This window comes from Psychroflexus curvus, assembly GCF_020164585.1.
Lineage (GTDB): Bacteria > Bacteroidota > Bacteroidia > Flavobacteriales > Flavobacteriaceae > Psychroflexus > Psychroflexus curvus.
This window is the reverse complement of record NZ_JAIQZF010000006.1, coordinates 158,498-182,097: the sequence shown is the minus strand read 5'-3', so window position 1 is coordinate 182,097 and position 23,600 is coordinate 158,498. Positions and strand designations below refer to the sequence as shown.

Annotated in this window: 19 protein-coding genes and 1 tRNA gene; 12 read left to right on the top strand and 8 right to left on the bottom strand. The window is 35.9% G+C overall.

Going from position 1 to position 23,600, the window contains the following annotated elements; translation table 11 throughout:
* Positions 1 to 21: 21 nt before the first annotated feature.
* From LB450_RS10595 to LB450_RS10575, 5 genes are all read left to right on the top strand, one after another.
* Positions 22 to 1,629 (top strand): BCCT family transporter, encoded by a 1,608-nt coding sequence (locus tag LB450_RS10595; protein ID WP_224488340.1) that lies wholly within the window; start codon positions 22 to 24, stop codon positions 1,627 to 1,629.
* Positions 1,630 to 1,634: 5 nt separating this feature from the next.
* The gene (locus LB450_RS10590; RefSeq protein ID WP_224488338.1) at positions 1,635 to 2,495 is read left to right on the top strand and encodes a universal stress protein; all 861 of its coding nucleotides are present in this window, start codon (positions 1,635 to 1,637) and stop codon (positions 2,493 to 2,495) included.
* A 21-nt stretch (positions 2,496 to 2,516) separates the two neighbouring features.
* Positions 2,517 to 4,229, top strand: coding sequence for a gamma-glutamyltransferase (ggt, locus tag LB450_RS10585; RefSeq protein ID WP_224488336.1), 1,713 nt, complete (start codon positions 2,517 to 2,519; stop codon positions 4,227 to 4,229).
* 134 nt (positions 4,230 to 4,363) lie between these two features.
* Entirely contained in the window at positions 4,364 to 6,139 is a 1,776-nt protein-coding gene (locus LB450_RS10580; RefSeq protein WP_224488334.1) for an AMP-dependent synthetase/ligase, read from the top strand.
* Positions 6,140 to 6,227: 88 nt separating this feature from the next.
* On the top strand, positions 6,228 to 7,418 hold the full coding sequence (locus LB450_RS10575; RefSeq protein WP_224488332.1) for an LETM1-related biofilm-associated protein: 1,191 nt from the start codon (positions 6,228 to 6,230) through the stop codon (positions 7,416 to 7,418).
* Between the two features lie 160 nt (positions 7,419 to 7,578).
* Here LB450_RS10575 and LB450_RS10570 read toward each other — a convergent pair whose 3' ends face one another.
* Genes LB450_RS10570 through LB450_RS10560 form a run of 3 tightly spaced genes read right to left on the bottom strand, consistent with a single transcriptional unit; the run spans position 7,579 to position 10,338 of the window.
* A complete protein-coding gene (locus LB450_RS10570) occupies positions 7,579 to 8,424 on the bottom strand; it encodes a GIN domain-containing protein (RefSeq protein ID WP_224488330.1) in 846 nt (281 codons plus the stop codon).
* A gap of 5 nt (positions 8,425 to 8,429) precedes the next feature.
* Positions 8,430 to 10,001 carry a PspC domain-containing protein gene (locus LB450_RS10565; RefSeq protein ID WP_224488322.1) on the bottom strand — a complete coding sequence of 524 codons (1,572 nt, stop codon included), beginning with the start codon at positions 9,999 to 10,001 and terminating at the stop codon, positions 8,430 to 8,432.
* Positions 9,994 to 10,338 carry a PadR family transcriptional regulator gene (locus LB450_RS10560; protein ID WP_224488320.1) on the bottom strand — a complete coding sequence of 115 codons (345 nt, stop codon included), beginning with the start codon at positions 10,336 to 10,338 and terminating at the stop codon, positions 9,994 to 9,996. The genes LB450_RS10565 and LB450_RS10560 overlap by 8 nt, the downstream gene beginning before the upstream one ends.
* A gap of 257 nt (positions 10,339 to 10,595) precedes the next feature.
* Between LB450_RS10560 and LB450_RS10555 the strand changes: the two genes are divergently transcribed.
* From LB450_RS10555 to LB450_RS10530, 6 genes are all read left to right on the top strand, one after another.
* Positions 10,596 to 11,066, top strand: a complete 471-nt coding sequence (locus tag LB450_RS10555) for a DUF4442 domain-containing protein (protein ID WP_224488318.1) — start codon at positions 10,596 to 10,598, stop codon at positions 11,064 to 11,066.
* A 102-nt stretch (positions 11,067 to 11,168) separates the two neighbouring features.
* Positions 11,169 to 11,363 (top strand): hypothetical protein, encoded by a 195-nt coding sequence (locus LB450_RS10550; RefSeq protein ID WP_224488316.1) that lies wholly within the window; start codon positions 11,169 to 11,171, stop codon positions 11,361 to 11,363.
* 87 nt (positions 11,364 to 11,450) lie between these two features.
* A complete protein-coding gene (locus tag LB450_RS10545) occupies positions 11,451 to 11,978 on the top strand; it encodes an NADPH-dependent FMN reductase (protein WP_224488314.1) in 528 nt (175 codons plus the stop codon).
* A gap of 5 nt (positions 11,979 to 11,983) precedes the next feature.
* Entirely contained in the window at positions 11,984 to 13,291 is a 1,308-nt protein-coding gene (locus LB450_RS10540; RefSeq protein WP_224488682.1) for an anthranilate synthase component I family protein, read from the top strand.
* 33 nt (positions 13,292 to 13,324) lie between these two features.
* Complete coding sequence (gene tilS, locus LB450_RS10535) at positions 13,325 to 14,641, top strand: tRNA lysidine(34) synthetase TilS (RefSeq protein WP_224488312.1); 1,317 nt, start codon at positions 13,325 to 13,327, stop codon at positions 14,639 to 14,641.
* The gene (locus tag LB450_RS10530) at positions 14,634 to 16,664 is read left to right on the top strand and encodes a protein-disulfide reductase DsbD family protein (RefSeq protein ID WP_224488310.1); all 2,031 of its coding nucleotides are present in this window, start codon (positions 14,634 to 14,636) and stop codon (positions 16,662 to 16,664) included. The genes tilS and LB450_RS10530 overlap by 8 nt, the downstream gene beginning before the upstream one ends.
* A 34-nt stretch (positions 16,665 to 16,698) precedes the next feature.
* On the opposite strand, the gene lysA is transcribed toward LB450_RS10530, so the two are convergent.
* The 4 genes from lysA to pheT all read right to left on the bottom strand — a co-directional run bounded on the left by lysA (position 16,699) and on the right by pheT (position 21,927).
* On the bottom strand, positions 16,699 to 17,904 hold the full coding sequence (lysA, locus tag LB450_RS10525; protein WP_224488308.1) for a diaminopimelate decarboxylase: 1,206 nt from the start codon (positions 17,902 to 17,904) through the stop codon (positions 16,699 to 16,701).
* A gap of 262 nt (positions 17,905 to 18,166) precedes the next feature.
* Entirely contained in the window at positions 18,167 to 18,889 is a 723-nt protein-coding gene (locus LB450_RS10520; RefSeq protein WP_224488306.1) for a hypothetical protein, read from the bottom strand.
* A gap of 98 nt (positions 18,890 to 18,987) precedes the next feature.
* Positions 18,988 to 19,428: a hotdog fold thioesterase gene (locus tag LB450_RS10515; RefSeq protein WP_224488304.1), complete on the bottom strand. Its 441-nt coding sequence runs from the start codon at positions 19,426 to 19,428 to the stop codon at positions 18,988 to 18,990.
* Positions 19,429 to 19,500: 72 nt separating this feature from the next.
* Positions 19,501 to 21,927, bottom strand: coding sequence for a phenylalanine--tRNA ligase subunit beta (gene pheT / locus LB450_RS10510; RefSeq protein WP_224488302.1), 2,427 nt, complete (start codon positions 21,925 to 21,927; stop codon positions 19,501 to 19,503).
* Positions 21,928 to 22,026: 99 nt separating this feature from the next.
* On the opposite strand from pheT, the gene LB450_RS10505 reads away from it, so the two are divergent.
* A complete protein-coding gene (locus tag LB450_RS10505; protein WP_224488300.1) occupies positions 22,027 to 23,364 on the top strand; it encodes a M28 family peptidase in 1,338 nt (445 codons plus the stop codon).
* A gap of 55 nt (positions 23,365 to 23,419) precedes the next feature.
* Here the strand turns inward: LB450_RS10505 and LB450_RS10500 are convergent.
* Positions 23,420 to 23,495, bottom strand: a tRNA-His gene (locus LB450_RS10500).
* Positions 23,496 to 23,600: the final 105 nt, after the last annotated feature.

Sequence of the window (23,600 nt, the reverse complement as noted above, 5' to 3'; positions counted from 1 at the left end):
TTTAACTTAAATAGTCAATTTATGTCTCAAAAAGTAACAAGAAGTGATGAAAAAAAATCAATTTTTGGTTTAGAAATCAATGGTCCTGTTTTCTTTTCTTCTACTATCTTAATAGTCATCGGTATCGTTCTTACACTCATTTACGGGGATGCTGCGGAAGAATTTTTTAACAAAACCCAAACCCAGGTTGCTGAATTTGGTGGCTGGATATTTGTATTGAGTGTGAATGTCTTTTTGATATTTGTTCTCTTCTTAGCCTTTGGTAAATATGGGAAAATAAGGCTTGGTGGAAAAGATGCTGAGCCGGAATTCAAAACTTTATCGTGGTTTTCGATGCTCTTTAGCGCTGGTATGGGTATTGGTTTGCTTTTCTGGAGTGTTGCTGAACCCGTGACGCATTTTGGAAATCCTCCTGGAGCAGAAGCAAACACGGTAGCTGCTGCCAAGGAAGCTATGAACTATACATTTTTGCACTGGGGCTTTCATGCTTGGGCAATTTATGCCTTGGTTGGTTTGGCTCTTGCATTTTTCACCTATTCCAGAGGCTTACCACTCACCATTAGGAGTGTGTTTTATCCTTTTTTGGGAGATAAAATCTATGGAGTTATTGGAGATGTTATAGATATTTTTGCTGTGCTGGCGACCTTATTTGGTTTAGCCACTTCTCTGGGTTTTGGCGTGCAACAGGTTGCTGCTGGTCTTGAACAGGTTTTTGGAATGAGTTCTGGAATCACAACTCAGGTTTTGCTTATAGCAGGAATTACTGGTATTGCAACCATTTCGGTTGTACTGGGAGTAGATAAAGGTGTGAAAGTATTGAGTGAATGGAATATTAGAATAGCGGTTGTCTTGCTCCTTTTGGTTGTTATTTTAGGCCCAACTCTTTTCATTTTTGAAAGCTATCTGGAAAATCTTGGAAATTATTTTAGCAGCGTTGTTGAAATTTCCCTGTGGAATGAAAGCTTTACAGGTGGTGACTGGCAAAATAACTGGACTTTATTCTACTGGGGTTGGTGGATAGCCTGGTCCCCTTTTGTAGGAACTTTTATCGCACGAGTTTCTAAAGGAAGAACCATCAAAGAGTTTATACTTGGCGTACTTATTGTGCCAAGTTTACTTACATTTTTTTGGATTACTGCTTTTGGAACTTCTGCATTGGATATGATTTTAAACGGAGATAATACAATAGCTACTGCAGTAGATAACGACGTTGCAACTGCTTTATTTATCTTTTTTGAAAATTTCCCGTTCACTGTAGTTCTAAATGTTGTGGGCATAATTTTAATAATGGGCTTTTTCATAACTTCATCAGATTCTGGATCTTTAGTTATCGATAGTTTGACATCTGGAGGAAAAATAGAAGCTCCAGTTGGTCAGCGTATTTTCTGGGCTATAACTGAAGGTGCTGTAGCAGCAGTTTTACTTATTGGTGGTGGTCTTGGAGCTCTGCAAACCGCATCTATTGCCACAGGCTTACCTTTCGCTATCATACTCCTTATTATGTGCTTTTCATTATATAGAGGCTTAAAAGATGAAGTGCTGAAACGTGAGCAGTCCAAAGAAGACGATCAAAAGAAAGATTACGAAAATATTGTAAGTAATATTATCAAGAAAAGAAATAAAAAATAATCATTATGGAACCAATTAAAAAAATCTTAGTAGGCTTAGATTTATCAGATATCGATCAACAACTCATCGAATACAGTTCTTTTTTTGCTGATATTGTAAGTGTTGACAAGATTTATTTCGTTCATAACATAAAACGCTACGAAATTTCAGATATGCTTGAAAAAGAGCTAGAAGATATAGATCTAGAAGAACTTATCACGGAAGAAATTAACGAAAAAGTCAAAAATAATTTCACCTCTGAAATTGAGTGGGAAGTACTCATTTCCGACGATCCTTATACAGAATCCATCATTAGTTACATCGTCAATAAATACAATATTGATTTGCTCATTATGGGAAATAAAAACAATGATGAGGGTTCTGGTGTTCTGGCTTTCAAGTTGTTGAGAACAACAAAATGCCAGTTTTTGTGGGTGCCTCAGGATGCTAATATGGAAATGAAGAAAGTTTGGGTTGGTACAGATTTTTCGAATTCATCTAAAAAATGCTTTGTTTTTGCCGACTTTTTAAAAACTAAACATGATATTGAAATTGAAGCTGTTCATGTCTATAGTTTACCTGTTCATTTTTCTCCTTATTTAAATAACTCCAAAATAAATCCGAAGTTGGATGAATACATCGACAAAAGATTCGACAATTTTCTTAGAAAAGTTGATAATTCCAATGATATAAAACAACATAAAATACTAGGACGAGAAGCTAATGTAGCAAGCCGGCTGAAAAAAGAAGCTTATAAAAATGATGTCAACCTGCTTATGGTATCAGACAAAGGTTCAAATCCAATTTCAAATCTTACTTTGGGAAGTATAACTGAAGATTTATTTAATCGAGAATTAAAAATACCTTTACTCATTATTAAAGATTAATTTTGTGATTCAAAATTAATTATGGATTCATCTATTTTAAGATATTTCAGCCTTTCGCTGTTTATCGCGCTTAGCTTAGGCTGTCAAACGAGGCCGGGTCAAACCAACGAAGCAAAAACTGAAACCATTATTGCAGACTCTGCGATGGTGGTTTCTGCTCGTCAGGAAGCTTCAGAAATAGGACTTACTATTTTAAAAAAGGGAGGAAATGCTTTTGACGCTATGGTAGCAACAGAAATAGCTCTGGCAGTTTGCTATCCTTTTGCAGGTAATCTTGGTGGTGGCGGTTTTATGGTATATAGAACCCATAAAGGTCAAACAGGCGCTTTAGACTATAGGGAAAAAGCTCCGCTCTCTGCTACTAAAACTATGTATCTTGACGAAACAGGAACACCTAATCCTCAATTAAGCAGAGTTGGAAGTCTGGCTATTGGTGTCCCTGGTACAGTTGCAGGCCTGTTTAAAGTCAATGAAAAATTCGGGTCTTTACCTATATCAGAGTTACTTCAGCCAAGTATTGATTTGGCAAGAACTGGTTTTGTAGTGACCTCGAAGCAGGCGGATATGCTAAATAAACTTCAATCTACATTTTTGGAGGTGAATAAGGATTCTATTCTGTTTTCTAGGCAATTTCAAAGTGGTGATACTTTAAAAAACTTAGCTTTAGCAAAAACTTTAGAAAGAATTTCAATCAATGGTAAAGCTGAATTTTATGAAGGAAAGTCTGCTGAGATTTTAGTCGATTTTATTTCGAGATATGGAGGGATTATAACTCTTCAGGACTTAAAAGAATACGAAGCGATTTGGAGGGAGCCCATTGAAACCTCTTATAAAGACCTCAATGTCATTTCCATGCCACCGCCTTCAAGCGGAGGAATTGTATTAGGTCAAATTTTGAAAATGCTTGAAGACTATGATCTGAAAGCTTTAGGTCATAACTCTACCAAATACATTCAATTACTTACTGAAGCTGAACGCAGAGCTTATGCAGACAGAAGTTTTTATTTAGGTGATCCAGATTTTGTAAAAATTCCACAGGATAGTCTCTTAAGCGAACATTATCTTAAACAACGGATGCAGGGGTTTAGTTTCGAAACGGCAACAAAATCAGATGAAATTGAACACGGTCAAATAACAGGCTACGAAAGCGAAGAAACCACCCACTACTCTATCGTAGACCAATTTGGTAATGCTATTGCTGCTACAACAACTTTGAACGGTGCTTATGGGTCTAAATTATTCAGTAATGCACTCGGAATTTTCCTAAATAACGAAATGGATGATTTTAGTGCAAAACCTGGAGTTCCTAATATGTTTGGGCTTATAGGTGCTGAGGCTAATTCCATAGAGCCTGGAAAACGAATGCTGAGTTCCATGACACCCAGTATTGTTGAAAAGGATGGAGAATTTTGGATGAGCCTTGGCACTCCGGGTGGCTCAACCATTATAACTTCTGTGCTACAAACGATTTTGAATGTTTACGAATTTGATATGTCCATGCAGGAGGCCGTCAATGCTCCCAGGTTTCACCACCAATGGTGGCCGGATGTGATTACATTTGAAACTATTGGATTTGAATCTCAATTGTTAGATTCTTTAAGAAATAGAAATTATAAGGTTATTCAGCAGGAATCTAAAATTTTAGGAAAAGTAGATGCCATTTTAAAATTGTCAAATGGAAAGTTACAAGGTGGTGCAGATTATCGCGGAGATGATACCGCCCTTGGGTTTTAGATTAACTTATTGATTTACAAATATTTAAATATCATTTTTAAGATTTTAATAAAAATGAACTGCTTAAAAAATAGATTTAATAGAATTTAAAGGAAATATTCATTATTTTTCCCTAATTAAAAATTTAAAATCACATGTCATCACTTAAACGCTTATTTGATTTTCCTTATTACCAACTGGAAAAATATAATCTAAACGACGCTCTAGTTACAAAATATGATGGCGTCTGGAAATCTACCTCTTCAAAAGAGTATGTAGAACAGCTCAATAAAATAAGTAGAGGTCTTTTGAGACTTGGTGTAAAACCCAATGATAAAGTCGCTATTATTTCAACCAACAATAGAACGGAGTGGAATATCATGGACATTGGTATCATGCAACTTGGAGCTCAGGATGTTCCTATTTATCCAACCATTTCTGAAGAAGATTATGCCTATGTTCTCAATCATAGCGAATCGAAATTTTGTTTTGTGTCGGATAAAGAAGTCTATGACAAAGTTATGGCTGTAAAAGGAGAAATTGAATCTCTAAAAGAAGTTTACACCTTCGATCAGATAGAAGGGGCTAAAAACTGGACTGAGGTTTTGGAATTAGGTGCCGACGAAAGTAATCAAGATGAGGTTCTGTCTTTAATGAACAAGGTCACCGAAAACGATTTAGCCACCTTAATCTATACCTCTGGAACCACCGGGCGACCAAAAGGGGTAATGCTGTCCCACAAAAATATTGCCAGTAATGCCATCAACAGTTCTTCACGACTCCCATTAGATAAAGGTAATGCGAAAGCCTTAAGTTTTCTACCCGTTTGTCATGTATACGAACGTATGTTGCAATACATGTACCAGTTTAGTGGTGTAAGTATTTATTTTGCTGAATCTATTGAGACCATAAGCGATAACCTTAAGGAAGTGAAACCTGAAGTGATGTCTGCAGTGCCCAGACTCCTTGAAAAAGTGTATGACAAAATCATTGCTAAAGGTGCTGACCTCACTGGTGTAAAGAAAAAATTATTTTTCTGGGCAGTGGAACTTGGTTTAAAATACGAACCTTACGAAGGAAACGGCTGGTGGTATGAAACCCGTTTAAAACTTGCCAGAAAATTGATTTTCACCAAATGGCAGGAAGCTCTGGGAGGAAATTTACAGGTGATTGCATCCGGAAGTGCGGCATTACAACCACGATTAGCAAGAGTTTTTAATGCAGCGGGAATGGGTGTTATGGAAGGTTATGGCCTTACAGAAACATCTCCTGTAGTATCTGTAAATGACATGCGCGATGGTGGTTTCAAAATTGGAACTGTAGGTCGGCCAATTCCTGAAACCGAAGTAAAAATCGCTGAAGATGGTGAAATCCTTGTGAAAGGCCCTCAAGTAATGATTGGCTACTATAAAAACAAAGAAAAAACAGATGAAGTCTTAAAAGACGGTTATTTCCACACGGGAGACATTGGAGAGATTGATAGTGATGGATTTCTTAAAATTACTGACCGAAAGAAAGAAATGTTCAAAACGTCTGGCGGTAAATATATTGCTCCTCAAATTATAGAAAATGTCATGAAACAATCCCGCTTCATAGAACAAATTATGGTTGTAGGAGAAGGTGAGAAAATGCCAGCCGCTTTGATTCAGTTGAACGAAGAATTTGTTAAAGAATGGGGAGAGCGTAAAAACCTTCATCTTGGAAACTCGCTTTCTGAAATGGTAAAACATCAGGAGTTAATAGACAGAGTTCAGGAAGAGATCGATTTTTACAATCAAAAATTTGGAAATTGGGAAAAGATCAAAAAATTCGAATTGACTCCTGATGTGTGGACAATTGAAGAGGAACAGCTCACTCCTACTATGAAACTAAAAAGAAAAGTGATTAAAGAAAAGTACATGGACCTTTACAATAAAATTTACTCCAACTAAGGAGTTAACACTTACAAAAAGGAGTCTAATTTTAGACTCCTTTTTTATTTTATATCGATTATAATAAAAAATAAAGTTTCTTTGTTCTATGAATCCATCAGCTTCAGGTTGGCTTATAAAGTGTTTGCACCGCATCAGTGAATCCACAGTTCTGTCTTTGAATGAGAATGAATTTTATGATAGGCTAAGAACTACAGGTTTTGTCTACGGGTCCAGTCAAAGTGCTTTAATTCCGCTTACCAAAAATCTTAAATACACGCAACAGGAATTAGCTAAAATCAACCTCCTAGTTAGCCTGGTTTATGTGGATCATCAAATTTGTGAAGACCAGCCCAGCAGCGAAATCATAAACAGACTTATTGGATTTTATGAATCGCTTCATTTTCAAAAAGAGTTTTTGAAGTCGATTTTCAAATTCAAAACCAAAGCAGCTCAAAGGTTAGAGCAATTGATTCACAAACGGGTCCAAACCAACGAAGGTATTATTCAGAAAAATTTCAGTCACCTTATTACCAACGCTTTGTTGTTCACAGATGTATTGACTTACAGAAAAACCTTATTGACTTCTGCAAAACCAAGTGAGTATGCAAAATCCATGGAGGGTTTAATTATGCAAACGGTTTACCTAGCACTGGATCAAAAAACCAACAAAACCACTTATGATTCGCTCATCTTAAAGCTTTTGAAAAGCTCTTTACGTTATAGTTTTACTAGTTCTGAAAAGGAATTGAATACCAAAGCTATTGATTATAACAGCGTTTTGGATAATATGGGAGGTCTATATATTTTTGATCTTGCCTGTATGGCGGTTTACAGCGATGAAGAAATCGAAATCAATGAATTGAAATTCATGAATACTCTGGGCTCTGATTTAAAACTTTCAGAGTCTCAAATTACTACAAGTATTGAATTTCTCTTTAAATTTGTTTCAAAACACAGACAAAACATTGCCTACTTTCATTTCAGCAATCCTTTAAATCACTTTTATCAGAAAAACCAAAAAGCTGTAAAACTCTTGTTGAGCAGAAATAAAAATCGGCTTTATAAAGAAATTATCCAAAGCAAAGAGTTAGTCTATCTTCTATCTCAATCCACACAACGAGAGCTGGATACTAATGAAAAATCAAAGGTCAAAGCTCAGCTTTATGACATTTTTAAAAGCATTCCCTCACTGGCTATTTTCGTATTACCAGGAGGAAGTGTGTTATTACCTATTATCATAAAGTTCATTCCGCAGCTTTTACCTTCAGCCTTCAACGAAAACTATGAGAAGGATTAATAATACCAATTATACCATATACTGAGATCAAGGGAATACTGTTTTTTCCTTTAATCTCATGACAAGTTATAATTGGTATAACATTCTAAACAGTAAATCAAGATAACCGTAATAATTTTAACTAATGCGATCATAAACTTAGGATTAAGGTCTATTGAATTTATTTCAGTTTTATGACTCCTCCAGATTTTGATTTATTCAAATCCAAACTTCCTAAAGGCTTGTTATAGTAATACACATTCCCGCCGCTACTCGTTTCTGCCTCAAGATCTTCTAGTGGATAAACTGAAATAGAAGATCCAGAAGAAGCTTTTGCGGTAACTTTTTCAGATTCCAATGCTTTTGAATTAACGCTAGAACCACTTGAGGTTCTGACTTCCAATTGACCACTACTTCCCTTCAAAAAAACATCAGAGCCTGAAGATGATTCCACTTTAGTTGAAATTGCATTCACTTCTATATCGGCTGAAGAACCACTAGAGCTATCTACAAATAAATCATCCAATTTTAAAATTAAATTAGCCTCAGAACCACTTGAAGTTTCTAAATCTAAAGACCTTAAGTCCAAGTCTAAAGTTACTTCACAGCCACTTGAAAGGTCTAAAATGAGGTTATCGAAATTTAGTCGCTCTGGAGAACTCACTTCAGTTCCGCTAGATACTTTTAAAGACTCCAGTTTCTCAGTAAAATAAAGAGTGATCTGTTTTGCATCTGCGCTAGCAATTTGTTTGGATGATCCAATGACTAATTTTCCAGATATATTTTCGTGTTCAAGAACTTCAAACAAATTTTCGTTGGCTTCTACCACCATATAGTTGGAAGAAGCAGGTTGTAAGGTGACCTCCCAGCCCCTTTTGAGTTCCAAATCCTTAAAAGAATCCAGCACAATTTGTTCTGTGATGACTTCTCCCTCTCCTTTGATCTTTTCAGGGTAATCCATATTGAAGGCACAGCTAAAAAGCGATAAGCAAAGGCTAAATAATAATGAGTAAGTAATAGTTTTCATTAGGTTTAATTTTGAGTGGTTAATGAATCTGTTTTAATAATGCTATCTAAAGGCTTCCAGGTATTTTGATCATAGCCTAGATAGGTGTTGTAATCCGAGCTTCTAAAGTTCCTGACTCTGCTAAAATCCATAAGGTTCTTATCCAAATAAATAATCTGATCCTCAGGAATATAAACTGTGACTTCAACTTTTACATTTTGTTTCATAAACTCTGGCATAGTGAGAAAGTAGTTGTCGAGTTTTAAATTGGAATTATCCAATTCGAAGTCATAATCTACTAAGGAAGCTCTTTCTCTGGCTATTGATTCACTTGAGCCGTAGCTCTTTTTGGTTACTCTCACCTTCAACTCCTCATCATCTGAGGTTCTAAAATTGACATATACATTGGAACTGTATAATCTGGACGTATTAGATCCATCTTTAACTATTTTCTGAAGTTTACTTTGTCTAAGATCATCTGAATACATAAGATTAGTATCCATCTTGATTCTTAACGTATCTTCAGAAGTAAGGGCTAATGACTTTACCTCTATAACTTCAGCATCATAACTAAGCTCGAGTTGTTTTTTTACACTTAAGGTGGTGATGACGATGATACAAAGTATCCATATTCCTATTAAGGTGATATGACTTATTCTACCGATCGATTTTAGATTTGAAAAGAGTAGTTTCAGACTTAAGATAAGTAGGTAGAAAAAAGGAATCGCTCCAACAAGGAAGAATAAAACCACTTGTATCCAGTAAGGAATACCAAGTGAGAACATATCCATATTGTTGAAGTCTCCAAGTTCGAAGATGGAAATAGTCCCAAAACTGAACAGAAAAATCATAGATCCAACCAAAACTACACCAGAGATGATTAACAATATAATGCCTAAAAATTTAGATATAAAAACACCAAGGGCTTTTAAAACTTCTCCTAAACCATCAAAAAACTTTGTGATTCCAGATCTGGTTTGTTGTTCATATTTATCATAATCTATATCTCCAACTTTATCGGCAAATTTGGAATAGCTTTCCTTTACCTTACGCTCTATATTGGTCAAATTCACTGGCTCTCCCTGCATATCCAGTTTTTGAGCAGTTGTTCTTGCTGCTGGAGTTACTGCCCAAAGAATAACATAAATCGCAACTGTAGCCCCAAAGGAAAATAAAGCTGAGATGATCCAAATCAATCTGATTACAAGAAGATTGAGCCCCAAGTAGTGATGAAGACCAGCTGAAACTCCACCTATATAGTTATTTTCAATATCTCTATATAGCTTTCTGGAAGATTTGAATTTTGAAGAAGATGATGTTGAATCATCCCCATCATCAATTTTATAAGCTTCTGGTTCTCCCATGATGGCAATCATGTCGTTCACTTGTGAAAGGGTAATAACTTGCTTTTCATGAATCATTGATTCTGTAAAAAGCTCAGCAATTCTGGCTTCAATATCCTGAAGTATCTCGTCTTTGCTTTCTTCTTTAGCAAGATAGCTTTCTATAGTTTTTAAATATCTATCAAGTTTAATAAACGCATCTTCATCGATATGAAAGAACACGTTTGCGAGGTTAATGTTAATTGTCTTATTCATCGTTAGTTTGTTTTTTAGAAGTAATTTTTGTGACTGCAAAACTCAATTCCGTCCAAGTTTCTGAAAGTTCGCTAAGAAAATCTTTCCCTTCTTCGGTAAGTTGGTAGTATTTCCTTGGTGGTCCACCTGTTGATTCTTCCCATCGATACGATAGTAGCTTTGCATTTTTAAGCCTTGTCAATAAAGGGTAAATGGTTCCCTCCACCACAAGCAACTTTGCAGACTTCAATGTGTCAAGAATTTCTGCAACATAAGCATCATCGTGACTCAGCACCGATAAAATGCAATACTCCAGGACTCCCTTGCGCATTTGAGCTTTTGTGTTTTCAATTTTCATAGTCTCCTTTTAAATAATACAATACAAAGATATGTTTTTTAAACACTACTTTGCAATACATAGTATTATAATTTAATCTTTAATTAACATATAGAAGCAAAAGCTTTATGTGAAAATACTTCCAAATCAGTAGTAAAAACAAGGGATATAACTTGTTTTTTAAGTTATCAGTGAAGCAATTTATTATTCAAAAATAATTCAAAACCCATCATTAAATTGAATAAATGACTACCTTAATGCTCTAAAATTGTATTTAAATGAAGCTATCCCCCTCTAAAATAAATCTATTTTTATTTACCAAATTACCCTCAGCATGGCTATGTGGTGTTCGTTTAAAAACGATAAACGAAAAGGAGTGTATCACAACTGTCACTCATAAATGGATCAATCAGAATCCCTTTAACAGCATGTATTTTGCAGTACAGGCAATGGCTGCAGAATTGAGCACAGGAGCAATTGTAATGAAAGAAATCAGCGGTAGTGGTGAGAAGATCTCTATGTTGGTTCAGGAAAATTCTTCATCATTTCATAAGAAGGCAAAAGGAAAAATAACCTTCAATTGTAAAGATGTGGATCTGGTGAAAGAAAATATCAGTAAATGTCTTACAAATCCCGAAGGTCAAAAATTCTGGATGACTTCCATTGCAAAAAACGAAACTGGCGAGATTGTATCAGAATTCAAATTTCAATGGACAATCAGAAAAAAAAAAAATTATGGTAATTTTTGATATATTTAATGACATTTATCATAACCCAAAAAGCATAAATTTGTTATATTCACGAAAACATTTGAATGAAACACTTCTACATAACTCTAAAAATTTTGAAATATGCCTAGAGCAATGTTTGTTTACACTAAAGAAATTTTGAAAAAAGTAAGTTTTGATGTCAGCTTATTTTGCAAAGAACTAAAGAAGGCAACAGAACGTTTACTTCCTTATGAACTCGACGAACTTAGAGACTTTATTTTAAGTTTGATTAAAAAAAATCCATCTTTAAGACAAAGTTTGGTATACCTAGATTAATATTAAACTTCACCCAATTTTAAATCCATTATTCCTCCTTTGAAATAGTGGATTTTTCATTTATATGTACCTTTACTAAAAATTAAAATGTCAAAAGTCTTAGCTTTTACCGGATCAAATTCAGAAAAATCCATCAACGATCAATTGTTACACTACGCTTTGAGTTTTATAAAAAATTCTGAGGTGAATTACGTCGATTTAAAACCTTTAAAAGTTCCTATTTATTCTGAAACTCTTGAAAATTCTGAAGGAATACCTGGCGATATTCAAAAATTAAGGTCTGAAATTAGAAACGCTGATGCATTAATCGTTGCTGTAAATGAACACAACGGAACCATGTCCTCTTTTTTTAAAAATGTGACCGACTGGTTGTCCAGAAGTGATAGCAAATACCTACTAGACAAGCCGATTCTTTTAATGTCAACCTCTCCAGGTAAAGGCGGGGCGGTATCGAGCTTGGAATATACCATTAACAATTTTAAGAAATTTGGAGGTAACGTGATACATCACTTTAGTTTGCCCTCATTTGGTGAAAACTTTGGCCATAATGGCATGACCAAAACCTATAAAACACATCTGGAATCCTTGTTAACTAATTTTGAGAACGATTTTTGAGAAATTTGAGGACAGTCAGGACATTTCAGAAGAATTTATTCAAAGGAGATTTCAAAAAAAAACTTTTTTATTGGGGAAAGCAATTTGAAGAAATCATTTTTTTAGACTCCAATCACAAAGAGCATTTGTACCAAGACTATAAAGCTGTACTCGCCGTTGATGCCTTTACAGCCATAAAATCTGACGATCGGAACGCTTTTGAAAGGCTGGATGAATATCAAACTAAAACCAAAGATTGGTTATTTGGGTATTTGAGTTATGACTTAAAAAACGACACTGAATTTATTACATCTGAAAATGAAGATCAACTTCAATTTCCCGAACTCTATTTTATTCAGCCAAAAAAAATATGGCTTTTAAAAGAAGATACTCTAGAAGCGCATTACCTAAACATGGTCGATGATGAAATTGAAACTGATTTTGAGTCAATACTGAAAGTAGACCTGCCCAACATAGCCTCTCAACCTTTCAGATTTACCCCCAAATGGAATAAAGAAGAATATGTTGCAAAGGCCAGACAGGTATTAGCACATATCCAAAGAGGGGATATTTATGAAGTTAATTTCTGCCAGGAGTTCTTTGTCGACTATGCCCAAATTAATCCTCATGCTACCTTTGACCATCTGAATTCAGTTTCAAAAGCTCCATTTTCCAGTTTTTTGAAATTAGAGCATTATTATGCCCTTTGCGCCAGTCCGGAGCGTTTTTTGAAAAAAGAAAATCAGAAATTGATTTCACAGCCCATCAAAGGCACAGCAAGGCGAAGCGCTAACCGAACAGAAGACGAGCAATTAAAGTTCAACTTACAAAACGATCCTAAGGAGATTTCAGAAAATATCATGATTGTAGATTTAGTTAGAAATGACTTGTCAAAAACAGCTGAAAAAAAATCTGTAAAAGTGGAAGAGCTATGTAAAATCTACTCTTATGAACAGGTTCACCAAATGGTTTCGACTATCACTTCTCAAGTAAAAACCGATTACTCCGTCGCTGAAATCTTGAAATCATTGTTTCCCATGGGGAGCATGACTGGAGCTCCCAAGTGTTCTGCCATGGAAATTGCAGAATCCTATGAATCTACCAAACGAGGTCTTTACAGTGGAGCTATTGGCTATATCACCCCTGAAAATGATTTCGATTTCAATGTGGTCATCAGAACTTTGCTTTACAATTCAGAAAAGAACTACCTTTCCTATATGGTAGGTAGCGCCTTAACGTCTCTGGCAAATCCTGAACAGGAATATGAAGAATGTCTTGTAAAAGGCAAGGCGTTACAATATGTTGTTAATGCGACTATTGTTACTGAAGAATAAGGCAATAAAGTTTAATTTTGTGCTTTTATACAAATGCAAAACCAATTCCAAAAACATATAGAATCTGAGTTTCCAGAATTGCTGAGTCAGCCATTCATCATTGCCACAAGTGGTGGTGTAGATTCTGTGGTGTTGGCGCATCTGTGTTTTAATGCAAATTTAGATTTTGCTTTAGCCCATTGCAATTTTAAATTACGAGGAAAAGAAAGTGAAAAAGATGCTCTTTTTGTTGAAGACCTGTCCAAATCATTGAGCTGTGAGGTTTTTACCAAAGAATTTGAGACTGAGAAAATAGCTGATGAACACAAAGAATCCGTTCAAATTACGGCTAGAAACCAACGTTACAACTGGTTTCATGAGTTGATAAAAACAACTCCATACAATTTTTTGCTCACTGCCCATCACCTTAATGATAGTCTGGAAACCTTTATCATCAATCTAAACCGTTCTACTGGCCTTAAAGGGCTTACAGGAATACCAAGTCAAAATAAATATATAAGAAGACCTCTTCTGAAATTCCCAAAAGACGACATCAGGAGCTTTGCGATTGAACACCATATTGAATGGAGAGAAGACCAAAGCAATGAGACCACAAAATACTTAAGAAATAAAATAAGACACCAGGTTGTACCTTCATTGATGGACTTAAACCCACAATTTTTGTCCAACTTTGAATCCAGTCTTCAGAAGTTACAGGATTCTGAACTTCTGATTGAAGATTATACCAATTTGCTTTTTAAAACACTGGTCAGAAAAAAGGGCGAGCATTATGAAATCGACATTGAAAAGCTAAACAGTTTTCCAAACCAAAAAGCGATTTTATATCAACTATTGGAGGTTTTCGGCTTTACAGAATGGGATGATGTGTATCATTTGCTTGAAGCTCAGACTGGTAAACGAGTTAGCTCTTCCTCTCATTTACTTGTGAAAGATCGAGGAAAACTGGTCTTATCTACCATTTCAAATCAAAGGTTTGAACCTATTAAAATTGATGAAGACCAAAACAATATTGACTTAGATGGTTTTAAATTAAAACTTAACGAAGTAGAAAAGCTTGGGGATTTCAATTCCAATGTGGCCTACATCGATAGGTCTAAACTTAAGTTTCCCTTAAGTGTGAGATCTTTAGAAAATGGTGATTACTTTTACCCGTTTGGAATGGAGGGCAAAAAGAAATTGAGTGATTTTCTAAAAGATGAAAAAATAAGTCCACACCTCAAGTCTTCACAGCTTTTACTTTGCAATGGAAACGGTGATATCATTTGGGTTTTAAATTTAAGAACAGATGAAAGGTATAAAGTAAGCCCTACAACTGAGGATATCCTCAAAATTGAAATTTTAAATGATTAGAACCTACTTATTATTAGTTTTTTCTCTACTTATTACAGCTCAATCCTGGGCTCAATTTGGTTTTGAACAACAAGATAATTCCATAAACCCCTCCAGCTGGGAAGCTTCCGTAGTCAAAAAATCTGATAGTATTTTCACTGTTGAAATTACTGCTCAAATTGACGAAGGCTGGCATTTACCCTCTCAAACTGAGTTAAAAAAAGATGAAAATGGGCCAATTCCAACCGAATTCAATTTTGAATTTGATTCTGCTATTTTAGAAAAAGCAGGTTCAACTCAGGAACCCGATGGAATTACCAAGTTTGACGAAATCTTTAAAACCGACTTAACCTATTTCCTTGATCAAGCTACCTTTAAGCAGGATTTTAAAGTGAGGGCTAAGGAAGGTTCGCTGGACCTTGAAATCCTTTTCATGATCTGTAATGACGAGATGTGTTTGCCTCAGGATCAGAAGCGCTTTAGCTTCAGTATAGAAAATTCTAACTTGATAGTCACAGAGACAAAAGCTATCGAAATAAAAAGCAAGGATAAAGTAAAAACAGAAGCTTTAAAACTCGATCTTAAAGGTGAAAGTGAGTTCCAAATAAATTCAGAAGAAGAGGAAGACAGTAACCTTAGCATTTTTCTCTTAGGTTTTGTAGGAGGACTTATCGCTCTACTGACACCCTGTGTGTTTCCTATGATTCCGTTGACGGTTTCGTTTTTTACTAAAGGCGCCAGAACCAAAAAACTAGGACTTATCAATGCGATTATGTATGGTGTGTTCATCTTTTTGATTTACCTGTTGCTGAGTTTACCCTTTCATCTTATCGACTCCGTCAACCCAGAAATTCTTAACAACATTTCCACAAATCCTATTTTAAATGTGGTCTTTTTCGTTATTTTTCTTGTGTTTGCGTTCTCATTTTTTGGGTATTATGAAATCACACTTCCAAATTCCTGGAGCAACCGACTCGACCAAAAAGCAACGAGTGTAGGCGGAATTGTTGGGATTTTCTTTATGGCGCTAACCCTTGCCTTGGTGTCTTTTTCCTGTACAGGCCCTATTTTAGGCTCCTTACTCGGTGGGTCACTCACGGCTGATGGCGGCGCCACCATGCTGACGTTTGGTATGGGCGGTTTTGGTCTGGCTTTAGCTTTGCCTTTTGCACTTTTTGCCTTATTTCCCAATTGGTTGAATTCTCTGCCAAAAAGCGGTGGCTGGCTCAATACAGTAAAAGTAGTTTTAGGGTTTTTAGAACTGGGACTTGCTTTCAAATTTTTGTCGAATGCAGATTTAGTACAACATTGGGGGATTTTGAAAAGAGAAGTCTTTATTGGCATCTGGATTGTGATAGGAGTCGCCATGGTGTTGTACCTCTTTGGGAAACTGAAATTTCCACATGACGGCCCTCTACAGAAATTGAGCAAAGGAAGAATCTTTGTAGGAATTATAACTCTAGCATTTGTGATTTACCTAATCCCGGGACTCACGAATAGTTCACATGCTAACCTGAAATTAATAAGTGGCTTCCCTCCTCCTCTGTTTTACAGCGTGTATGAAAAAGAAACCGAAGGTCCACTAGGACTGAAAGCCTATAAAAACTTTGACAACGGATTAGAAGCTGCTAAAGCTCAAAACAAACCTATTTTATTAGATTTTACTGGCCTGGCCTGTGTGAATTGTAGAAAAATGGAAGAACAGGTGTGGAGTGTTCCTGAAGTTTATGACATTATCAAAAATGACTACATCCTAATTTCGCTTTATGTGGATGACAAAGCCAAATTAGATGAAGAAAACCGTTTCAATTTAGAACGAAAAAATGGGTCGGTTAAAAAAATCAGAACTATTGGTGATAAATGGGCTACGTTCCAGACGTTGAATTTCAGAAATAATTCTCAGCCTTATTATGTGTTACTCTCACCAGACTTGGAAATTCTGAATGTAACCAATGCTTACGAACCCTCTTCTGAGGCTTATTTAAGTTGGTTGGAAACGGGTCTGGAAAACTTCAAAACCAAAAAAAAAGATAGAACTAAATAGCTCTATCTTTTTTGTATGAAATGAATTATAAAGTTTATAAAGCAACTTCTATCTGATTTCTCACAATGTCCTCAAAAGTTTCTCTTTGTCTGATGAGGTGAGCTTCACCTTTATGCCATAACACTTCTGGTGGTCTAAATCTTGAGTTGTAATTGCTGGCCATGGAATAACAATAAGCTCCGGCATTTTTGAATGCTAAAATATCGCCTTCACTTATTTCTGAAATCATTTTATTGTTAGCAAACGTATCGGTTTCGCAGATATAACCTACAACAGAGTAAAATCGCTTGTTGCGTTTGGGGTGCGAAATATTGATAATATCATGCTTCGATCCATAAAACATAGGACGAATAAGGTGATTAAACCCGGAATCGATTTGAGCAAATACAGTAGATGTGGTTTGTTTGACCACATTCACTTTAGCCAAAAAGAAACCAGCTTCAGAAACCAAGAATTTTCCAGGTTCGAAAGCAAGGGTTAATTCTTTACCGTAAGATTTACAGAATTCATTGAAACGTTTGGTCAGTTTAGCTCCTAATTCTTCAACATCGGTTTCAATATCCCCTTCGTGGTAAGGTACCTTAAATCCGCTTCCGAAGTCCAAAAATTCAAGATTTTTGAATTGAGCGGCAGCATCAAAAAGAATTTCTGCTGCATGAAGAAACACTCCAATATCGAGAATATCGCTTCCTGTATGCATATGTATTCCATTGATAGTCATGCCAGTATTTTCAACAATTCTAAGAACATGTGGCATTTGATGTATCGAAATTCCAAATTTGGAATCGATATGACCAACAGAAATATTTGTGTTTCCACCCGCCATCACGTGTGGATTGATTCTGATACAAACAGGAACAGTAGGATGCTTAGCTCCAAACTGCTCAAGAATAAGCAGGTTATCGATATTGATTTGAACGCCAAGTTCTACTGCCTCTTCGAGCTCTTCCATTGAAACACCGTTTGGAGTAAAAATAATCTTACCCGGTTCAAAACCAGCAGCAATACCCAACTTCACTTCCTGAATGGAAACTGTGTCCAAAGCACTACCAAGCTGATTGAATAATCTAAGAATACTCAAATTGGATAAAGCCTTTACCGCATAATGAAGACGCAAGTGTTTGACCTTTTTGAAAGCTTCCGTCAAACGTTTATACTGGTTGGTGATTTTTTCTGAATCATAAACGTAAACTGGGCTACCAAATTCTTGTGTGATTTTTAAAAGGTCTGCGTGTGTCATTGTTTTTAAAATTTAATGTATAAGGTTATTCGGGTTAAAATTTTTAATCCGGCTAAAATAGTAAACATAAATGAATAAGGGATTATGCCGCTATCTTAGATTTCAGATAGCACTTTTTTGAGATTTTGATGCGTTTTTGTTTTATCAGTTTGGAAACTAATTTTCTTTTAAGTTTGGTTTTGTAAGACTTAAAAAGAAACCCGCAAAATTTTGCGGGAGATAACTGCTGGTATATAAATTGAAAAATAATCATGTTGCAATTTTAAGCATTATAGTATTTACTTCTCCAGATGGCTGTGTTAAAATTCTTACCTTTTGCAAAACCGTAATACAAAGCAATACCCGCTATCCACTTGAACATAAATAAGAAAAGCAAAATAAATTCTGTTCTGATATTATCCTGACTCATAAAGAAACCGCTAGGAACAAGAGCGGTACAAATCAGGGCCGATAAGAATACGAAAATCATAAAATTTTCAAAGGTTTTAAAGGGCCACATCATCAGTTTACGAAATGGACTCAGATCGTTTCCCCATTTGTGAATCAAGTAGTAATAGTCATTTCCAATAGGTGCAAATAACAAAGGATCATCTGCATTTTCTAATTTAAACAACTTGGAAGGTGCCATAATTTTAAAGCCTTTCAAACTGGTTTCATGCTCTTTTTCTAAGGTTTTAATTTTAGAAATCGCTTCATAAGGCAATTTACCCTTAAAATATTTTGAATCTAAAAATCGTAGTCTGTACGTGATGCAGATTTTTTCAATCTGATCAATATGGTAAATTTCACTGGACTCAAGCTTATCAAAATCAAATTCGTTAAAATCGTTGGAATCTCCAGAAGTTACCTTATTTAAAATCTCATCATTTCTATCGTCAACGTCTTTTAGGACCTTATGAATCTGTTTCAAAATAGCTTCGTTAGAAGTTGTTTTGAATTTTTCTTTGTTCAGCTGTGTTTTAAGGTTTGTTCTTGGAAACATCATATATCTTTTTCAACATTCGGTATAAAAGTAATAAGTAAGTTAAATTCAAGCAATTGCAACTTGAAAATTTAACACCCATTAAGTATATATTCAATGCCTTATCGCTTTTGGTTTAATCGAATAAAATTATAAACCCCTCTTCCTTCAGCTACAGATACTTGGTCAGCATCCCCTTCTAAGAAGCATTTCATGTTGGCGACAAAAATTCTCGAGCCAAGCCTTAAGGTCTTTCCTTCCACAATTATAGCTTTGCCAAAAGCAGGCGATAAAAAATCAACTCTTATATCGATAGTTGCCATTTTATCTTTAATGGAACTTAAATGAGTCCCTCCAACGATACCTCCTACTGAATCCATCACCGTTGTAATAATGCCTCCATGCCATCTATTGGAACGAATATCTCCAACGACTTCAGGTCTAAAGGGTACTCTTACCTTTACATAATCCTTTTCTATATGAAGCAATTCCAGACCCAAAAACTTGTGAATTGGGATAACCTCTTCTATCATCTTTTTTATAAAATCATCCTGTAAATCCATAAAATCAGTTTTTAAAACAAAAAAATCCCTAGACGCTTAAGCCTAGGGATTAAATATAAGTTATTTAATAATCTACCTTAAAGTGGCGTTGAATTTTATTTCGAATTGGCTTTGCAATTTCTTCATCACTTTATCAACTTGCTTATCGGTAAGTGTTTTCTTGTTGTCCATAAACTTAAAGCGAAGTGCATAACTTTTCTTGTTATCAGGAAGCTTATCACCTTCATAAACATCGAATAAATCAACCTCTTGTAGTATTTTTTTGTCTGTTTTAAATGCCGTTTCTTTTAAGTCATCAAATTTAACTCCCTGATCCAGCAACAAGGCAAAATCCCTTTGGGTTGAAGGAAACTTAGGTATGGCATTGATCTTTAATTGTTTTTTCTGGAGTGCATTCAACACATTATCCCAATTGATATCGGCATACAACACGTCTTGATTGATATCAAAGTGATTCAAAATTTGGACATTAACTCTACCAAATTCAACAATAGCATGAGAGTTCAGTTTTCCTGTAAGTCCTTCAGAGATAGATTTAGATTCAACGGATTGATAGTCTAGACTTGGTAAGCCCAACTTTTCAAAGATTAACCCTAAATAAGCTTTTAACCTGAAGAAACTGGTCTTTTCCTCACGATGAGACCAGGAATCAGGAGTTTTTGAACCGGTGAGGAACAAGGCTAAATGTTTAAATTCCTTGAAGTCGTTATCAACCTTATGATAGGTTTTACCAAATTCAAAAAACTTTAAGTCGGTTTTTTTACGATTGATATTATAACTCACTGACTCCAATCCAGAAAATAACATCGATTGTCTCATGACGCCAAGGTCATTGCTCAGGTTATTGAGTATATCTACATTATGTTCTTCTTTAAGGTCCTCTGCCAATTCCACATAAGCCTTCGTCGTGAGGGAATTAGACATAATTTCAAAGAATCCCTGAGAGACTAATTGGTTTGCAATTTTATTCTGAATTTTATAATCGTCATAGTTGGACGAGTTAGCGACAGAAACATTAAATTTACTGTCAGACTCAATGTTGTTGTAACCATAAACTCGCAGAATTTCCTCAATCACATCTACTTCGCGTTGAACATCCACTCTGTAGGCAGGAATCGTAAGTCCCAGACCACTTTCAGAAACATTGTTCACTTTTATATCCAGAGAAGTCAGTATCGTTTTGATAACGCCTGTATCCAACTCCTGACCAATTAGTTGATTGATTTTATCGAAGGTTAAGAAGACTTGAAAGTCTTCTATTTTCTTGGGGTAAAAATCGTCAATATCACTGGAGACTACTCCGCCAGCAATTTCCTGAATTAAAATCACAGCTCGCTTTAAGGCAAATTCTGTAATGTGAGGGTCGATTCCTCTTTCAAATCTAAAGGAAGCATCCGTATTGAGTCCATGACGTTTTGCCGTTTTTCTAATACTTACAGGATTGAAGTAAGCACTTTCAAGGAAAATATTGGTAGTGCTTTGAGTCACTGCAGATTCTGCTCCACCAAAAACGCCAGCGATACAAAGCGGTTTTTCGGCATCACATATCATCAAGTCCTCTTCATGGAGTTCTCTTTCAACACCATCTAAAGTGGTGAATTTGGTTCCGCTTTTTAACGTTTTTACTTCAATTTTATTGTTTTTGACTTTATCCAAATCAAAGGCATGTAGAGGCTGACCTAACTCGTGGAGAACATAATTGGTTGCATCTACAATATTGTTTTTAGGATTTATCCCAATAGCCTTAAGCCTGTTTTTAAGCCAGTCTGGAGAATCCTTTACTTCCAGCCCAGAAAGACTTACACCACAATATCTTGGAGCAAGATCAGGTGTTTTAACAGAAATAGGGACTCTTAAACTCCTATTATCTAAATGAAAACTGCTTACCGAGGGAGTATCTAGAGGAATATTAACTTCATTCTGAATCAAACCAGCTCTCAGGTCTCTTGCCACACCCCAGTGGCTCATCGCATCTGCACGGTTGGGAGTAAGTCCGATCTCAAAGACCTGGTCTTTCTCTACTGTAAAAACCTGATTGAGAGGTGTTCCTGGAATCAAATTTTCACCTAAAACCATAATTCCGGCATGGCTTTTTCCAATACCAATTTCATCTTCTGCACAAATCATTCCTTCACTGACTTCTCCTCTTATCTTACCTTTTTTGATAGGCCATGGCTGACCTTTTTCATCATAAAGTGTAGTACCAATAGTGGCCACAGGAACATTTTGTCCTTGTGCTACATTTGGGGCCCCACATACAATTGAAAGCAGTTTATCCTGACCAATATTCACTTTGGTAATCTTCAGCCTATCGGCATTGGGATGAGATTCACAAGACTCGACATAGCCTACAACTATACCTTCCAATCCTCCTTTAATAGATTCGAAGTCTGTGATTCCTTCTACCTCCAATCCAAGATCAGTAAGTAAAACTTCAGTTTCTTCGGCAGTCCATTTGGTTTTTAGAAATTGCTTTAACCAATTATAAGAAATCTTCATAATATATATCTATAGAAGGCGCAAAGATAACAAACCCACTTAGCTCTAAAAATTTTTATTCCTCTAAAATTATAGTAAATTGAGCCAAAATTTATTTATATGAAAATTACACTTACAATAGCCTTTTTGACCATTTCGACTGTCTTTTACGGTCAGATAGATACTAAGATCTATGATATCATTGACGACGTATCTGCAGAAAAACTAGAGTATTACATTCAAAACCTTGTTGATTTTGGAACTCGTAACACCTTCAGCGAGACGGAGAGCGATACCCGTGGTATCGGTGCTGCCAGACGCTGGATCAAAACAGAGTTTGAAGAAATCTCTGGTAACTGTGATAATTGCCTGGACGTCTTTTTTCAAGGTGAAACCGTAACTCCAGAAGACGGAAGCAGAATACCAAAAACTGCTGAAGTCAAAAATGTAGTTGCGATTCAGAAAGGGAAAAAATACCCAAATTCTTATATCATTATGAGTGGGGATATCGACTCTAGAGCATCCGATACTCAGGATTTTGAGACAGATGCTCCCGGAGCCAATGATAATGCTACTGGAATGGCCGGAACAATGGAAGCAGCAAGAGTGCTTTCTCAATATGAATTTGATCACAGCATTATTTACGTAGGATTAAGCGGTGAAGAACAAGGTTTATACGGCGGTCAGTTTTTGGCTAAATACGCTAAAGAAAACGACTGGAATATCATTGGGATCTTGAATAATGATATGATTGGAAATATTGAAGGTCTTGATGGAGTTATAGACAATAGAAGTTTTAGAATTTTTAGTGAAGCTCATAATCCAACTGAAACCGATAGGGAACGACAAATGAAACGTTTTTACGGAGGTGAAGTCGACGGAGAATCAAGACAACTGGCAAGGTATGTTTATGAAACGACACAAACTTATATGCCAGAAATGAATCCGATAATGATTTACCGTTTAGACCGTTTTGGACGTGGCGGACACCACAGACCCTTTAATGACTTAGGTTATCCCGGAATTAGAATCATGGAAGCTCACGAAAACTATAATCAGCAGCACCAGGACATAAGGGTTGAAAGTGGTATTGCTTATGGTGATGTGATAGAGCACGTCAATTTTGATTATGTCAAGAAACTGACTGCCGTCAACGCTATCTCCATGGCAAGTTTAGCCTGGGCCCCTCCTGCTCCCTCTGAAGTGGCTATCGGTGGTATTGTAGAACCTTCAGTTAGATTCAAATGGGAACAAGAAAACCCGGAAGATGTTAAAGGCTACAAGGTGTATTGGAGATCTACGACTTCCCCAACCTGGGATCACTTCAGATATGTCGAGAACGTCAACGAAGTTACTGTCGATGGAATTATTATCGATAATTTCTTCTTCGGAATAGCGGCTATAGGCAAAGACGGGCATGAAAGTGTGGTGGTGTTTCCTTCAAAAACGATGCGGTAAGGAAAAGTATCTAAACTAAAAAAGGTCTTATCGAAATCGATAAGACCTTTTTTTTGGGTGGAAGATGGGGCTCGAACCCACGACCCCTGGTACCACAAACCAGTGCTCTAACCAGCTGAGCTACATCCACCAGTTGTCTCGTAAGACGATGCAAATTTAATATAATATTGCATTCTACAAAACGATTTAGATAAATAAGAAGAAAAATTAATATTGGAATTTATAACCTATTCAGC

Coding starts and splice junctions, on each gene's coding strand:
- LB450_RS10595 (WP_224488340.1), top strand. CDS start 22: ATGTCTCAAAAAGTAACAAGAAGTGATGAAAAAAAATCAATTTTTGGT.
- LB450_RS10590 (WP_224488338.1), top strand. CDS start 1,635: ATGGAACCAATTAAAAAAATCTTAGTAGGCTTAGATTTATCAGATATC.
- ggt (WP_224488336.1), top strand. CDS start 2,517: ATGGATTCATCTATTTTAAGATATTTCAGCCTTTCGCTGTTTATCGCG.
- LB450_RS10580 (WP_224488334.1), top strand. CDS start 4,364: ATGTCATCACTTAAACGCTTATTTGATTTTCCTTATTACCAACTGGAA.
- LB450_RS10575 (WP_224488332.1), top strand. CDS start 6,228: ATGAATCCATCAGCTTCAGGTTGGCTTATAAAGTGTTTGCACCGCATC.
- LB450_RS10570 (WP_224488330.1), bottom strand. CDS start 8,424: ATGAAAACTATTACTTACTCATTATTATTTAGCCTTTGCTTATCGCTT.
- LB450_RS10565 (WP_224488322.1), bottom strand. CDS start 10,001: ATGAATAAGACAATTAACATTAACCTCGCAAACGTGTTCTTTCATATC.
- LB450_RS10560 (WP_224488320.1), bottom strand. CDS start 10,338: ATGAAAATTGAAAACACAAAAGCTCAAATGCGCAAGGGAGTCCTGGAG.
- LB450_RS10555 (WP_224488318.1), top strand. CDS start 10,596: ATGAAGCTATCCCCCTCTAAAATAAATCTATTTTTATTTACCAAATTA.
- LB450_RS10550 (WP_224488316.1), top strand. CDS start 11,169: ATGCCTAGAGCAATGTTTGTTTACACTAAAGAAATTTTGAAAAAAGTA.
- LB450_RS10545 (WP_224488314.1), top strand. CDS start 11,451: ATGTCAAAAGTCTTAGCTTTTACCGGATCAAATTCAGAAAAATCCATC.
- tilS (WP_224488312.1), top strand. CDS start 13,325: ATGCAAAACCAATTCCAAAAACATATAGAATCTGAGTTTCCAGAATTG.
- LB450_RS10530 (WP_224488310.1), top strand. CDS start 14,634: ATGATTAGAACCTACTTATTATTAGTTTTTTCTCTACTTATTACAGCT.
- lysA (WP_224488308.1), bottom strand. CDS start 17,904: ATGACACACGCAGACCTTTTAAAAATCACACAAGAATTTGGTAGCCCA.
- LB450_RS10520 (WP_224488306.1), bottom strand. CDS start 18,889: ATGATGTTTCCAAGAACAAACCTTAAAACACAGCTGAACAAAGAAAAA.
- LB450_RS10515 (WP_224488304.1), bottom strand. CDS start 19,428: ATGGATTTACAGGATGATTTTATAAAAAAGATGATAGAAGAGGTTATC.
- pheT (WP_224488302.1), bottom strand. CDS start 21,927: ATGAAGATTTCTTATAATTGGTTAAAGCAATTTCTAAAAACCAAATGG.
- LB450_RS10505 (WP_224488300.1), top strand. CDS start 22,027: ATGAAAATTACACTTACAATAGCCTTTTTGACCATTTCGACTGTCTTT.